Source organism: Pseudomonas sp. GL-R-26 (genome assembly GCF_019947365.1).
Taxonomy (GTDB): Bacteria; Pseudomonadota; Gammaproteobacteria; order Pseudomonadales; family Pseudomonadaceae; genus Aquipseudomonas.
In genome coordinates this window covers 130606-145629 of the sequence record NZ_JAGYGI010000016.1, presented here as the reverse complement: position 1 = coordinate 145629, position 15024 = coordinate 130606, and the positions used below count along the sequence as shown (strand labels likewise).

12 protein-coding genes are annotated in these 15024 nt (G+C 61.0%); all 12 read left to right on the top strand.

Going from position 1 to position 15024, the window contains the following annotated elements:
- The first annotated feature begins 1 nt into the window (after window position 1).
- Window positions 2–1501: an NAD(P)H-hydrate dehydratase gene (locus tag KGA96_RS18310; RefSeq protein ID WP_223514156.1), complete on the top strand. Its 1500-nt coding sequence runs from the start codon at window positions 2–4 to the stop codon at window positions 1499–1501.
- A complete protein-coding gene (gene tsaE / locus KGA96_RS18305) occupies window positions 1489–1959 on the top strand; it encodes a tRNA (adenosine(37)-N6)-threonylcarbamoyltransferase complex ATPase subunit type 1 TsaE (RefSeq protein WP_223514153.1) in 471 nt (156 codons plus the stop codon). The genes KGA96_RS18310 and tsaE overlap by 13 nt, the downstream gene beginning before the upstream one ends.
- The gene (locus tag KGA96_RS18300; protein WP_411741591.1) at window positions 1960–3390 is read left to right on the top strand and encodes an N-acetylmuramoyl-L-alanine amidase; all 1431 of its coding nucleotides are present in this window, start codon (window positions 1960–1962) and stop codon (window positions 3388–3390) included.
- On the top strand, window positions 3387–5297 hold the full coding sequence (gene mutL, locus KGA96_RS18295; RefSeq protein ID WP_263287030.1) for a DNA mismatch repair endonuclease MutL: 1911 nt from the start codon (window positions 3387–3389) through the stop codon (window positions 5295–5297). The genes KGA96_RS18300 and mutL overlap by 4 nt, the downstream gene beginning before the upstream one ends.
- Window positions 5297–6268 carry a tRNA (adenosine(37)-N6)-dimethylallyltransferase MiaA gene (miaA, locus tag KGA96_RS18290; RefSeq protein ID WP_223514138.1) on the top strand — a complete coding sequence of 324 codons (972 nt, stop codon included), beginning with the start codon at window positions 5297–5299 and terminating at the stop codon, window positions 6266–6268. Before mutL ends, miaA begins: the two co-directional genes overlap by 1 nt.
- 93 nt (window positions 6269–6361) lie before the next feature.
- Window positions 6362–6622: an RNA chaperone Hfq gene (gene hfq, locus KGA96_RS18285; protein ID WP_007902656.1), complete on the top strand. Its 261-nt coding sequence runs from the start codon at window positions 6362–6364 to the stop codon at window positions 6620–6622.
- 12 nt (window positions 6623–6634) lie between these two features.
- On the top strand, window positions 6635–7936 hold the full coding sequence (hflX, locus tag KGA96_RS18280; RefSeq protein WP_046039823.1) for a ribosome rescue GTPase HflX: 1302 nt from the start codon (window positions 6635–6637) through the stop codon (window positions 7934–7936).
- Window positions 7937–8032: 96 nt separating this feature from the next.
- Complete coding sequence (gene hflK, locus KGA96_RS18275; RefSeq protein WP_046039825.1) at window positions 8033–9208, top strand: FtsH protease activity modulator HflK; 1176 nt, start codon at window positions 8033–8035, stop codon at window positions 9206–9208.
- Window positions 9208–10077: a protease modulator HflC gene (hflC, locus tag KGA96_RS18270; protein WP_046039827.1), complete on the top strand. Its 870-nt coding sequence runs from the start codon at window positions 9208–9210 to the stop codon at window positions 10075–10077. Before hflK ends, hflC begins: the two co-directional genes overlap by 1 nt.
- 312 nt (window positions 10078–10389) lie before the next feature.
- Window positions 10390–11577 (top strand): ATP phosphoribosyltransferase regulatory subunit, encoded by a 1188-nt coding sequence (locus KGA96_RS18265; RefSeq protein WP_046039828.1) that lies wholly within the window; start codon window positions 10390–10392, stop codon window positions 11575–11577.
- Window positions 11578–11631: 54 nt separating this feature from the next.
- Window positions 11632–12921, top strand: a complete 1290-nt coding sequence (locus KGA96_RS18260) for an adenylosuccinate synthase (protein ID WP_046039830.1) — start codon at window positions 11632–11634, stop codon at window positions 12919–12921.
- A 150-nt stretch (window positions 12922–13071) separates the two neighbouring features.
- Window positions 13072–15006 carry a methyl-accepting chemotaxis protein gene (locus KGA96_RS18255; protein WP_046039831.1) on the top strand — a complete coding sequence of 645 codons (1935 nt, stop codon included), beginning with the start codon at window positions 13072–13074 and terminating at the stop codon, window positions 15004–15006.
- The last annotated feature ends 18 nt before the right edge of the window (window positions 15007–15024 follow it).

Genomic DNA, 15024 nt, shown 5'->3' with positions numbered 1-15024 from the left:
CATGCCGCACACTAAAGATGAATTACCCGACGCGCTGTATAGCGCCGCCCAGGTACGAGCACTCGACGCGAGCCTGATTGCCGCCGGCACAGCGGGCTTCGAATTGATGCAGCGCGCGGCGCGAGCGACGTGGCGGGCGCTGGTGCGGCAATGGCCGACAGCGAACGAACTGAGCGTGCTGGCCGGACATGGCAACAACGCCGGGGACGGGTATCTGGTGGCCGTATTGGCCCAGCGTGCCGGTTGGTCGGTGCGGGTGCTGGCGGTAGGGGAACCGCAGCGCTTGCAGGGTGATGCGGCGTTGGCCCATGCCGAGGCGGTGTCTCAAAATGTGCTCATCGAGCCTTGGACGGCACAATCCGGATTGCGCGGCATTGTGCTGGATGCTTTGCTTGGCACTGGTCTGAGCGGCGATGTCCGTGAGCCGTATACCAGCGCCATCGCCGCGATCAATGCCAGCGGGCTGCCGGTTGCGGCGGTGGATATTCCGTCAGGATTGTGCGCGGATACGGGGCGCATCCTTGGTCATGCCGTGCATGCCGACCTGACGGTCACGTTCATTGGCTTGAAGGTGGGGTTGTTCACCGGCGAGGCGGCCAATGTGGTCGGTGAACTGCTGTTCAACGACTTGCACGCTGACCCACAGCTGATAGAAGGCGCTGCTTTCACCGCCCGTCGCCTGACCGCTGCTAACCTGCAGCGTCCAACGGCGCGGGCACAGGCTTCCCATAAAGGTAAGTTCGGCCATGTGTTGCTGATCGGTGGCGACCGTGGGTTGGGTGGCGCGATTCTGCTGAGCGCGCAAAGTGCGCTGCGCAGCGGGGCGGGCATGGTGTCGGTGGCGACTCGCAGCGAACATGTGTGCGCCGCGCTGGCGCGGATCCCCGAGGCGATGGTACTGGGCACTTCGTCGTCCAATCAGTTGATGGGTTTGCTTCAAAAAGTTTCTGTGTTGGTTGTCGGTCCGGGGCTGGGCCAGGCTGGCTGGGGGCGCAGCTTGTTGTCGGCCGCTGCCAATGCACCGCTGCCGCAAGTCTGGGACGCCGATGCGCTGAACATGTTGGCCGAGGAGCGTGTGAGTTTGCCCGGCAATTGCGTGATCACTCCGCATCCGGGCGAAGCGGCACGTTTGCTTGGGGTGAGCACTGCCGACGTTCAGTCTGACCGTCCCGCCGCAGCCCATGCCTTGAGTAAAAAATATACAGCTGTCGTCGTACTGAAAGGTGCCGGCAGCCTGATCGCTCATCCCGATGGGCGTCTGGCGCTGTGTCGTCAGGGGCACCCGGCCATGGCCACCGCCGGTTTGGGCGATGTATTGGCCGGTCTGCTCGGCGCATTGCTGGCCCAGGGCATGGAGCCATTCGATGCCGCATGCCTGGCGGTCTGGCTGCACGCCAATGCCGGCGAGCAACAAGGAAAATTCGGCCGTGGGCTGGCGGCCAGTGATCTGATTCCAGCCATTCGTCAGTTGTTGGAGGAGCAAGCACCGTGTCTGAAGTAACCCTGTACCTGACTGATGAGCAGGCCATGAGCGACTTTGGCGCACGCATTGCCCGAATCACCCAAGGCCATGGCCTGATTTTCCTTGAGGGCAACCTGGGGATGGGCAAAACCACGTTGTCCCGAGGCATCATCCGCGGTCTGGGGCATGTCGGGGCAGTCAAAAGCCCGACCTTCACCCTGGTCGAGCCTTACGAGATCGGTGACATTCGCGCCTTCCATTTCGATTTGTACCGTCTGGTCGATCCGGAAGAGCTAGAGTTCCTCGGTATTCGCGACTACTTCGAAGACGATGCCCTGTGTCTGATCGAATGGCCCGATAAAGGTGCAGGCTTTTTGCCAAAGGCTGACCTGACCATTACCATTAGCCCGCAAGACAGCGGGCGTTCGCTGAAAATTTTATCCCAGGGCTCGCGTGGCGAGGCCTGGTGTGCCGCTTTGGCATTGGAATCCAAATAGATGATGGGGTTAGGTATGCGCTTTCGCGCGTTGGTGGCTGCCGTAGGGGTGTTGTTTTTGGCGGTGACCGTCGACGCTGTGGCCGATTCGAAGGTCAACAGTGTTCGTCTGTGGCGGGCACCGGACAACACACGACTGGTGTTTGACCTGACCGGCCCGGTGCAACACAGCGTCTTTACCCTGACGGCTCCGGATCGCCTGGTCATCGACATCAATGGAGCGACCCTTGGTGCGCCGCTCAACGTCAACACCTCGAACACCCCGATTACCGCCATGCGCTCGGCTCAACGCACGCCGACCGACCTGCGGGTGGTCATCGACCTGAAAAAGGCCGTGACGCCGAAAAGCTTCTCCCTGGCGCCGAACGCTCAGTACGGCAACCGGTTGGTGGTCGATCTGTTCGATAACGCCGCAGACGCCGCGCCTCCTCCGGCGCCGACACCGTCGGTCGCCACGGTGCCCGCCGTGCCGGTCACGCCTGCGGAACCGGCGATCAAGCTGCCGCCGGCTCCGGCCGGCAAACGCGACATCATTGTGGTGATCGACGCCGGTCACGGCGGCGAAGACCCGGGCGCCTCGGGCTCCCGTGGTCAACAGGAAAAAGACGTGGTACTGGCTATCGCCCGTGAATTGCAACGGCAGGTCAACGGCATGAAAGGCTTCCGCGCCGAACTGACCCGTACCGGCGACTACTTCATTCCGCTGCGCGGCCGTACTGAAATCGCCCGCAAGAAAGGCGCCGATCTGTTCGTCTCGATTCATGCCGACGCCGCGCCTTCCGCCGCCGCGTTCGGTGCCTCGGTGTTTGCCCTGTCCGATCGCGGCGCGACTTCCGAGACTGCCCGCTGGCTGGCCGACAGCGAAAACCGTTCCGACCTGATCGGTGGTGCCGGCAACGTCAGCCTCGATGACAAGGACCGCATGCTCGCTGGCGTATTGCTCGATTTGTCGATGACGGCATCCCTGACCTCCAGCCTGAACGTTGGCCAGAAAGTCTTGAGCAACATCGGCCGGGTGACACCGCTGCACAAGCAACGGGTTGAGCAAGCCGGGTTCATGGTGCTGAAGTCGCCGGATATTCCGTCGATCCTGGTGGAAACCGGGTTCATCTCCAACGCCAACGAAGCCTCGAAGCTTGCGGCGTCGAGCCACCAGCAGGCGCTGGCGCGTTCGATCAGCAGTGGCGTGCGCCAGTTCTTCCAGCAGAACCCGCCGCCGGGCACTTACATTGCCTGGCTGCGCGATTCCGGCAAGATTGTGCAGGGGCCGCGTGACCACCGCGTCAACCCGGGCGAGACCCTGGCGATGATCGCCGTGCGCTATCAGGTATCGCCCGCGACCCTGCGCAGCGCCAACAACCTGTCGAGCGATGAACTCAAGATCGGTCAGCACCTGACGATTCCGGGCACTGAACTGGCGGCCAAAGAATGAATCAGGTTGTGAACAGCGGCGCTCGAATCGAGCTGCTCAGCCCGCGACTGGCGAACCAGATTGCCGCGGGTGAGGTGGTCGAGCGCCCGGCTTCGGTGATCAAGGAGCTGCTGGAAAACAGCCTCGACTCCGGCGCCAAACGCATCGACGTCGATGTGGAGCAGGGCGGCGTCAAGCTGCTGCGGGTGCGCGACGATGGCAGCGGCATTTCCGCCGATGACCTGCCGCTGGCCCTGGCCCGTCACGCCACCAGCAAGATCCGTAACCTGGAAGACCTCGAACAGGTCATGAGCCTGGGGTTTCGCGGCGAGGCCCTGGCATCGATCAGTTCCGTCGCACGCCTGACCCTGACCTCCCGAACCCGCGACGCCGATCAGGCTTGGCAGGTCGAGACCGAGGGTCGTGACATGGCGCCCCGCGTGCAGCCTGCGGCCCACCCGGTGGGCACTTCGGTGGAAGTGCGCGACCTGTTCTTCAACACGCCGGCGCGACGCAAGTTTCTCAAGACCGAAAAAACCGAATTCGATCACTTGCAAGAAGTGATCAGGCGCCTGGCCCTGGCGCGCTTCGATGTGGCGTTCCATCTGCGCCACAACGGCAAGACCATCCTCAGCCTGCACGAGGCCCATGATGATGCGGCCCGTGCCCGGCGCGTGGCGGCGATCTGCGGTCCGGGTTTCCTGGAGCAGGCACTGCCAATCGAAATCGAGCGCAACGGCCTGCATCTATGGGGCTGGGTCGGTTTGCCGACCTTCAACCGCAGCCAGGCGGATTTGCAGTATTTCTTCGTCAATGGCCGTGCCGTGCGCGACAAACTGGTGGCCCATGCAGTACGCCAGGCCTATCGCGACGTGCTGTTCAACGGCCGGCACCCGACCTTCGTGCTGTTTTTCGAAGTCGATCCGACCGGCGTCGACGTCAACGTGCACCCGACCAAGCACGAAGTGCGCTTCCGTGAAGGGCGCATGGTTCACGATTTCCTCTACGGCACCCTGTACCGCGCCTTGGGCGATGTGCGACCGGACGATCAACTGGCGGCACCGGTTGCTACGGCCATTGTCCGGCCTACCGGCCTCGAAGCCGGTGAATTCGGGCCCCAGGGCGAAATGCGCCTGGCCGCCAATGCGCTACTGGAACAGCCCCAGGCTCAGCCGTCGTTCAATGCTCCGGCGGGTTCGGGAGCTGGCGCGGGTTATCAGTATCAATACACGCCGCGTCCGCAGTCCGGTGTGCCTGTCGCCGAAGCACAGGCCGCCTATCGCGAGTTTTTTGCGCCGCTGCCCGAGGCCAATGCCGTCGCGCTGCCGGCCGGGCAGGACGATATCCCGCCACTCGGTTATGCGCTGGCACAACTCAAGGGCATCTACATTCTTTCGGAAAACGCCCAGGGCCTGGTGCTGGTGGACATGCACGCCGCCCACGAGCGGATCATGTACGAGCGTCTGAAGGTGGCGATGGCCAGTGAGGGCCTGAGCGGCCAGCCATTGCTGGTGCCGGAGTCCCTGGCCGTCAGTCAGCGTGAAGCCGATTGCGCCGAGGAGCACGTCGCCTGGTTCCAGCGCCTGGGCTTTGAATTGCAGCGCCTGGGCCCGGAAACCCTGGCGATCCGGCAGATCCCGGCACTGCTCAAGCAGGCCGAAGCCAACCGGCTGGTCGCCGACGTCCTGGCTGATCTGATGGAGTTCGGTACCAGCGACCGCATTCAGGCACATCTGAACGAGTTGCTCGGGACCATGGCCTGCCACGGTGCGGTTCGTGCGAATCGGCGCCTGGCCTTGCCGGAAATGAACGGTCTGCTGCGTGACATGGAAAACACCGAGCGCAGCGGTCAATGCAACCATGGCCGACCGACCTGGACCCAACTGGGCCTGGACGATCTGGACAAACTGTTCTTGCGCGGTCGTTGATGAGCCAGTTCCCACCTGCGATTTTCCTGATGGGCCCGACCGCCGCCGGAAAGACCGACCTGGCGATCGAGCTCACCAAGGTCCTGCCTTGCGAGTTGATCAGTGTCGATTCGGCGCTGGTCTACCGTGGCATGGACATCGGTACCGCCAAGCCTTCCAAAGAGCTGCTGGCGCAATACCCGCATCGCCTGATCGACATTCTTGACCCGGCCGAGAGCTATTCGGCTGCGGATTTCCGCCGTGACGCCCTGGAAGCCATGGCCGATATCACCGCGCGCGGAAAAATTCCGCTGTTGGTGGGCGGCACCATGCTCTATTACAAGGCTTTGGTTGAAGGCCTGGCAGATATGCCGGCCGCCGATCCCGAGGTCCGCGCGCAAATCGAAGAAGAGGCTGCACGCCTTGGCTGGCAAGCCTTGCACGAACAATTGGCGGTGATCGATCCGGAGTCCGCGGCGCGAATACATCCGAACGATCCCCAGCGATTGAGTCGAGCACTGGAAGTTTATCGTGTCAGCGGTCAAAGCATGACCGCCCTACGATTGCAACAATCTGTGCAAAGTACTGAAGCAGCCGCTTCGGGACACCAACAATTGCCCTATACTGTCGCGAACTTGGCCATTGCTCCGGCAAATCGTCAGGTACTTCACGAGCGAATTAAACAAAGATTCACTTTAATGTTGGAACAGGGATTCATTGACGAGGTCGTAGCCCTGCGTAATAGAGGTGACCTGCATGCCGGGATGCCGTCTATACGTGCAGTAGGCTACCGCCAAGTCTGGGACTACCTGGATGGCAAGCTGACGTCAGCCGAGATGCAGGAGCGTGGAATCATTGCCACGCGCCAATTGGCGAAACGCCAGTTCACCTGGCTGCGCAGTTGGACTGATCTGCATTGGCTGGACAGTCTGGATTGCGACAATCTGCCGCGCGCCTTGAAATACCTTGGGACCATCTCCATATTGAGCTGAGTCCTTGCAATTGCCGTCTATCCTTGGGGGTGTGGCGGCCAAAGCCATCTGATTACCTATTTTTTATATTGAATCCTTAAAGGAGTGCGGCACATGTCAAAAGGGCATTCGCTACAAGACCCTTACTTGAATACTTTACGTAAAGAGAAAGTTGGGGTGTCCATCTACCTGGTCAACGGTATCAAGCTGCAAGGCACGATCGAGTCTTTCGACCAGTTCGTTATCCTGCTGAAAAACACCGTCAGCCAGATGGTCTACAAACACGCTATCTCTACAGTGGTGCCGGTTCGTCCAATTCGTCTGCCTAGCGCAACCGAATCAGAAGCAGGTGATGCTGAGCCAGGTAACGCCTGATAGGAGTCTCCTTTGTTCTTTGAGCGCCACGGTGGTGGTGAGCGAGTAATCCTCGTTCACTTGGATGGACAGGACCCTGAGGCGCGCGAAGATCCGCAGGAGTTTCAGGAATTGGCTAATTCGGCGGGTGCCGAGACCGTCGCGTTTTTCAACGTGCCGCGTCATCGGCCAACCGCCAAGACCCTGATTGGCAGTGGCAAGGTCGAGGAGCTGCGCGACCTGGTCAAAGCCGAACAGGCCGATCTGGTGATTTTCAATCACATCCTCACACCCAGTCAGGAACGTAACCTCGAACGTGTTTTCGAGTGTCGCGTGATCGACCGTACCGGTCTGATTCTCGATATTTTCGCCCAGCGCGCCCGTACCCATGAAGGCAAGCTCCAGGTCGAACTGGCCCAGCTTGACCACATGAGCACCCGGCTGGTTCGTGGTTGGACTCACCTTGAGCGCCAAGGTGGCGGTATCGGTATGCGTGGCCCGGGTGAAACCCAGCTGGAAACCGACCGCCGTTTGCTGCGGGTTCGCCTGCGGCAGATCAAGGGTCGGCTGGAGAAAGTGCGCAGCCAGCGAGAACAGTCGCGCCGTGGCCGATCGCGTGCGGATATTCCTACCGTGTCCCTGGTGGGGTACACCAACGCCGGTAAATCCACGCTCTTCAATAACGTGACGAAATCCGACGTCTACGCAGCTGACCAATTGTTTGCCACGCTGGACCCGACCCTGCGTCGTCTGGATATAGACGATCTGGGGCCGATTGTCCTGGCGGACACTGTGGGTTTCATTCGCCACTTGCCCCACAAACTGGTCGAAGCATTTCGGTCTACCCTCGAAGAGTCGAGCAACTCCGATCTGTTGTTGCACGTGATCGATGCGGCCGAACCAGATCGCATGTTGCAGATCGAGCAGGTAATGGTGGTGCTCGGCGAGATTGGTGCTCAGGACTTGCCGATCCTCGAGGTCTATAACAAACTCGATTTGCTTGAAGGCGTTGAGCCACAAATCCAGCGTGACGAAAACGGCAAGCCCCAACGAGTTTGGCTTTCGGCGCGTGATGGCAGTGGTCTGGAATTGCTTGAGCAAGCCATTGCCGAGTTACTGGGCAGTGAATTGTTTGTCGGTACCTTGCGCTTGCCGCAACGATTCGCTCGACTGCGTGCGCAGTTCTTCGAACTCGGTGCGGTGCAGAAAGAAGAGCACGACGAAGAAGGCATCAGTTTGCTGGCCGTTCGTTTGCCCCGGGTCGAGTTGAATCGACTGGTAAGCCGCGAGGGATTGCAGCCGATGGAATTCATCGAGCAACACACTTTGCAATAAAAGCCTGGGAAAGCGGTTGTGCCGTGGTGACAGGCATTCTGTAGCATTGGTCGGCGCGCCGTGGGTGCGTCTTTGCTTTATCAGATGGAGAGCGCTATGGCTTGGAATGAGCCGGGTGGCAACTCGAATAATCAGGATCCTTGGGGTGGCAAGCGTCGTAACAACGGCGACCGCAAGGGGCCACCGGATCTCGACGAGGCCTTCCGAAAGCTGCAGGAAAGCCTGAACGGTTTGTTCGGTGGCGGTAAGAAACGTGGTGGCGACGACGGCGGTGGTCCGGGCAAGAGTGGCGGCTTTGGCGGCCTGCTCGGCATCGGTCTGGTCGTGTTGGCCGCCGTTTGGCTGTACAGCGCGGTTTATGTCGTCGACGAGCAGGAGCAGGCCGTGGTGCTGCGCTTCGGCAAGTACTACGAAACCGTGGGTCCGGGCCTGAACATCTACTTCCCGCCGATCGACAAGAAGTACATGGAGAACGTCACGCGTGAGCGTGCCTACACCAAACAGGGCCAGATGCTGACTGAAGACGAGAACATCGTCGAAGTGCCGTTGACCGTGCAGTACAAGATCAGCAACCTGCAGGACTTCGTGCTGAGCGTCGATCAGCCGGAAATCAGCCTGCAGCACGCGACCGACAGCGCCTTGCGCCATGTGGTGGGTTCCACCGCGATGGACCAGGTACTGACCGAAGGTCGTGAGTTGATGGCCAGCGAGATCAAGGAGCGTCTGCAACGCTTCATGGACACCTATCGCACCGGTATCACCGTTACCCAGGTCAACGTACAGAGCGCAGCGGCACCGCGTGAAGTGCAGGAAGCCTTCGATGACGTGATCCGTGCGCGGGAAGACGAGCAGCGTTCGCGCAACCAGGCCGAAACCTATGCCAACGGCGTCGTGCCGGAAGCTCGTGGTCAGGCCCAGCGCATCCTTGAGGATGCCAATGGCTACCGTGACGAGACCGTCTCGCGCGCCAAGGGTGAGGCCGATCGCTTCACCAAGCTGGTCGCCGAGTACCGCAAGGCTCCTGAAGTCACCCGCCAGCGTCTGTACCTCGACACCATGCAGGAAGTCTTCAGCAACACCAGCAAGGTTCTCGTGACCGGCAACAAGAACGGCCAGAGCAACCTGCTGTACCTGCCGCTGGACAAGATGGTCGAAAGTGGTCGCAACACCGGCACTCCGGTGACCAGTGCGGCAGCCACCGGCAATGAAGCGAATGCGCGTGCGGCAGCAGATCTGCAGCAACAGCAAGCACGTACCAGGGAGAGTCGCTGATGAGCAATAAATCGCTGATCGCCCTTATTGTCGGCGTCGTCGTGGCGATCGCTGCCTGGAACTGCTTCTACATCGTGGCTCAGACCGAGCGTGCGGTGTTGCTGCAGTTCGGTCGCGTGGTCCAGACCGATGTTCAGCCAGGCCTGCATGTGAAAGTGCCCTACGTTAACCAGGTGCGTAAATTCGACGCACGCCTGATGACGCTGGATGCACCGACACAACGCTTCCTTACGCTGGAAAAGAAAGCCGTGATGGTCGATGCCTACGCCAAGTGGCGCGTGAAGGACGCAGAGCGTTTCTACACCGCGACTTCCGGCCTCAAGCAGATCGCCGACGAGCGTCTGTCCCGTCGTCTGGAATCGGGCCTGCGTGACCAGTTCGGTAAGCGCACCTTGCACGAAGTGGTTTCCGGCGAGCGCGATGCGCTGATGGCGGATATCACGGCTTCGCTGAACAAGATGGCCGAGAAAGAGCTGGGAATCGAAGTGGTCGATGTTCGGGTCAAGACCATCGACCTGCCGAAAGAAGTGAACCGCAGCGTGTTCGAACGTATGAGCACCGAGCGTGAGCGTGAAGCTCGCGAGCACCGCGCCAAGGGTAACGAACTGGCCGAAGGCATCCGTGCCGACGCCGATCGTCAACGCCGTGTGCTGCTGGCTGAAGCCTATCGTGAATCCGAAGAGGTTCGCGGTGACGGTGATGCCCAGGCTGCTGCGATCTACTCCAAGGCCTACGGTCAGGATCAGGAGTTCTACGCGTTCTACCGTAGCCTGCGCGCCTACCGTGAAAGCTTCGCGAACAAATCCGACGTCATGGTCCTCGACCCAAGCAGCGACTTCTTCCACTATCTGGAAAAAGCCAAGCCTTGATACGGCGTTGACCTGAATTATCCCCCGCCGGGCGGCTAAAACCTCTGGCGGGGTGATCCTTTGGGAAAACGTGTGTATGATGCGGCAGCCGGGAAATTCCCGGCTTTTTTGCGTCTGCATGTTTGATTGCTGTTTTAAAGCAGATGCCGGGCCGATTGGCTCGACAGTTTTTCGAGGAAAGTGGTTGGCGAAGCCGGTAGAAGGGCTTTTCGCTCCGTCGCTCATGCGCGTGGTTTGTGCGCAAGCCGATCATTTTCTGCTTCACTCAAGGCTCGCCGACAGGCTGGTCGCCCGGAGATAGGGGAAGGCGTAATGGCAACGGTAGACCGCTGGCTTCTGCCAGATGGCATCGAAGAAGTACTGCCACCGGAAGCTGCGCGTATTGAAATCGCGCGTCGTCAGGTGTTGGATCTGTTCCAGAGCTGGGGTTACGAGTTTGTCGTGACTCCCCATATCGAGTACCTGGAATCCCTGCTGACCGGCGCGGGCCAGGACCTGGATCTGCGCACCTTCAAGGTCATCGACCCGCAATCGGGCCGTCAGATGGGTTTCCGTGCCGACATCACGCCGCAAGTGGCGCGCATCGATGCGCATACCCTGCGCCGTGAAGGCCCAAGCCGCCTGTGCTATGCCGGTAGTGTCCTGCATGCTCAGCCTCGCGCCTTGTCGTCCTCGCGCAGCCCGATTCAACTGGGTGCCGAGTTGTACGGCGACGGCAGTCCGAGCAGCGACGTCGAAGTCATCAGCTTGATGCTGGCCATGCTGCAACTGGCCGATGTGCCGGATGTGCACATGGACCTCGGTCATGTTGGCATCTATCGCGGCCTGGCCCGTGCCGCCGGTTTGTCCGGTGAAGTCGAGCAGCAGTTGTTCGATGCCTTGCAACGTAAGGCCATCGACGAGGTCATTACCTTGACCGAAGGCTTGCCTGCCGATCTGTCGGGCATGCTGCGGGCGTTGGTTGATCTGTGTGGCGATCGTGAAGTGCTGGCTGCGGCCCGCGAGCGCTTGGCCAAGGCGCCGGCCCCTGTTCTGGCAGCGCTGGACGACTTGCTGGCGATTGCCGAGCGGCTGTCCGTGCGTTTCCCTGAGCTGCCGCTGTATTTCGACCTGGGCGAGCTGCGTGGCTACCACTACCACACCGGTGTGGTGTTCGCCGTGTTCGTGCCGGGCGTTGGCCAGTCCATTGCCCAGGGCGGTCGTTACGACGACATCGGCGCCGACTTCGGTCGCGCCCGTCCGGCGACCGGCTTTTCCACCGATTTGAAAACCCTGGTGACCCTGGGGCGTGCTGAGATCGAGCTACCGTCTGGCGGTATCTGGATGCCTGACAGTACGGATGCGGCACTCTGGCAGCAGGTTTGCCAGTTGCGCAGCGAGGGTCAGCGTGTCGTTCAGGCTTTGCCTGGACAACCTTTGGCCGCCGCCCGTGAAGCGGACTGCGACCGGCAATTGATTCAGCAGAACGGGCTTTGGCAAGTATCGCCACTGGCTTCTTGAGTTTTCCTGCCGGCCGCCGCCGGCACCAAGTTTGCGCGAATGAGGACAAGTGTTATGGGTAAGAATGTCGTAGTCCTGGGCACCCAATGGGGTGATGAGGGCAAAGGCAAGATCGTTGATCTGCTGACCGAACATGCTGCCGCCGTAGTGCGCTACCAGGGTGGCCACAACGCTGGTCACACTCTGGTGATCGATGGCGAAAAAACCGTCTTGCACCTGATCCCGTCGGGCGTGCTGCGCGAAGGCGTGCAGTGCCTGATCGGCAACGGCGTGGTGGTTGCACCTGACGCTCTGCTGCGCGAGATCACCAAGCTGGAAGAAAAAGGTGTGCCAGTGCGCGAGCGCCTGCGTATCAGTCCGTCCTGCCCGCTGATCCTGTCCTTCCACGTTGCGCTGGACCAGGCCCGTGAAAAGGCCCGTGGCGAGCTGAAGATCGGTACCACCGGTCGCGGCATCGGCCCGGCCTACGAAGACAAGGTTGCACGTCGTGGCCTGCGTGTGGGCGACCTGCTCAACATGCCGCGCTTTGAAGACAAGCTGCGTGAGCTGGTGGATTACCACAACTTCATGCTGGTGGGTTACTACAAAGAGCCAGCCATCGAATTCGACAAGACCCTGGCCGAATGCAAAGAATACGCTGAGCTGCTCAAGCCGCTGATGCTGGACGTGACTGCCGAGCTGCATGACCTGCGTCGCGCTGGCAAAGACATCATGTTCGAAGGCGCCCAGGGTTCGTTGCTGGACATCGACCACGGTACCTACCCGTACGTGACCAGCTCTAACACCACCGCTGGCGGCGTTGCTACCGGTTCGGGTGTTGGTCCTATGTTCCTGGACTACATCCTGGGCATCACCAAGGCTTACACCACGCGTGTAGGTTCGGGTCCATTCCCGACGGAGCTGTTCGACGAAGTCGGTGCGCACCTGGCCAAACAAGGTCACGAGTTCGGCGCGACTACCGGCCGTGCTCGTCGTTGTGGCTGGTTCGACGCTGTTATCCTGCGTCGCGCTATCGATGTGAACAGCATCTCGGGCATCTGCCTGACCAAGCTGGACGTACTCGACGGTCTGGAAACCATCAACATCTGCGTCGGCTACAAAGATGCAGAAGGCAAGGCCGTTGCCCCGACTGACGCTGACAGCTACGTGGGCCTGCAGCCTGTGTACGAAGAAGTGCCGGGCTGGACCGAATCGACCGTGGGTGCCAAAACCCTGGAAGAGCTGCCAGCCAACGCCCGTGCTTATATCAAGCGCGTTGAAGAGCTGATCGGCGCGCCGATCGACATTATTTCGACGGGCCCGGACCGCAACGAAACCATCGTTCTGCGCCATCCGTTTGCTTAATAAGCCGTTGATGTAAAACACAAAGGCCCCTTAATTGGGGCCTTTGTCGTTTATGCCTGTTGGACGGCATGACCTTTGCTGTGAACATAAAAAAAAGCATTGCTTCCGGCGTGCTATCAATTTAATGGCGCCAAAGCAGAGGGATTTCAGATGTCGGCCGTTCTCTCATTGTTACAAAGCCGTTTGTTGCGGCCCGTGTTCGTTACCCTTGGTATCGCCCTTTTGGTGCAGGTGCTGGTGGCTGTCGCTCTGACCCGGAGCACGGTGACCGCGCTGGAAGCCGATCTGGGCATGCGCCTGGGTGCGGACAGCCAAAAGCTTTCCGCTGAGCTTGAGCAGGCGGGGCGCGAAGTCACGTCGAGCCTCGACAGCCTCTCCACCAGCACGCGTCAACGCCTGACGGCCGGTTTGTCCTCGCGACTGAAGGACGAGCAGGCGCAGTTGCGCTCAACGCTGGAAAAAGACCTGAAGGACTCCGCCAGCGACATGGCGCAGCTTCTGGCTTCCGTCGCGCCCCGCGCCATGTGGGACAACGACGTTCCGACACTTTCCGAGTTCGCCCGCCGGGCCCAGCGCAATCCCAATGTGCTGTTCGTGGTGTATGACGACGCCACCGGCCAGCACCTGACGCGCTACCTCAACCGGGAAAACCCGATCAACAAGGCGCTGCTGGAAAAAGGCCAGGGCGAGCGTGCGCTGGACAAGGTGCTGGATGCTGCGAAGAACGATCCTTCGGTGTTCTACATCGAGGCCCCGATCAATCCTAACGGCGTAGAAATCGGCAAGGTCCTGATGGGGGTCTCGACGGCTTCGGTGGAGACTGACTTGGCGGCCCTCGACAAGCGCTTCTCGGCCTTGATCGCCAGCAGCGATCAACTGGTGGGCGACAGCCTCAAGGGCGCGGCCGCCGACAGCGCAGCGGCCATGCGCTCGCGCCTGCAGTCGGCGCAGTCCACGGCGGCTGAAATGAAGGCCAATACCACCAGCACCGTGCAGGAAGCCGCTACGACACTGCGCTGGCGCATCGGCGTGTGCCTGGCGGTGGTGGGCTTCGGTGTCCTGCTTTTGTTGGCGGTGGTGCTTGGTCGCCGAGTGGTCAATCGCCTGAAAATGCTGATCGTTGCCATGGATGACCTGGCGGCGGGCGAGGGCGATCTGACCAAGCGTGTGCAGATCAACAGCAAGGATGAAATCGGTGACATGGCCTCGGCGGTCAATCGCTTTGTGGATAAGTTGCAGCCGATCGTGCGCGAGGCGGGCGATGTAGCCCAGCGTACCGGTGTGGAAATCGGTGCCATGACCTTGCGCAACGCCGGTGCGGATGCGGCGGCTGGCATGCAGCGCGACGAGGTGGCGGAGAGTTTGCGCGCGCTGTCGCAAATGGCTGATGAAGCCCAGTCGGAAAGCCATGCCATGCAGGCGGCGCTGAAGCAGGTGGTGGACATTCGTCAGGCCACCGATGAAAACACCCGGACCTCGGCGAAAGTCGGCAGCCTGATCGAGGCGTTGGCCGGTCAGGTCGACACCGGGGCGCAAGTCATCGAGCGGCTGGCGCAACAAAGTGAACAGATTGAGGTGGTGCTGACGGTGATCCATGGCATCGCTGAGCAAACCAACCTGCTGGCGCTGAACGCGGCGATTGAAGCGGCACGTGCCGGCGAGACCGGGCGCGGGTTTGCGGTGGTGGCCGATGAGGTGCGGGCGCTGGCGAGCAAGACGCAGAGCTCCACCGGCGATATTCAGGCGCACATCGTGGCGTTGCAGCAGGGTGCGCGTGAAGCGGTGGCGGCAATCGGTCAGGCCGGGCGCCAGGCCAGTGAGGGTTTGCTGGTGCTGCGTGACAGTGCGCGGTTGCAGCAATCGGTGCAGGCATCGGTCGAGCAGGTCCATGCGGCGATCGGTCTGGCGACCCAGGCGGCGGCGCATCAGGCACAGGGCGCGCAGGCAGTGCGGGGGCGGGTCCAGACCATTCACGCCCAGGCCGAGAAAGCGGCGCAAGCTGTCGTGGAGACCACGGCGAGCGGCAAGGTGCTTGATGGTCTGGCGGCGCAGTTGAAGGCGAGCCTGGGGCAGTTCAGGGCTTAAAAGATCAAAGGGTCGCAG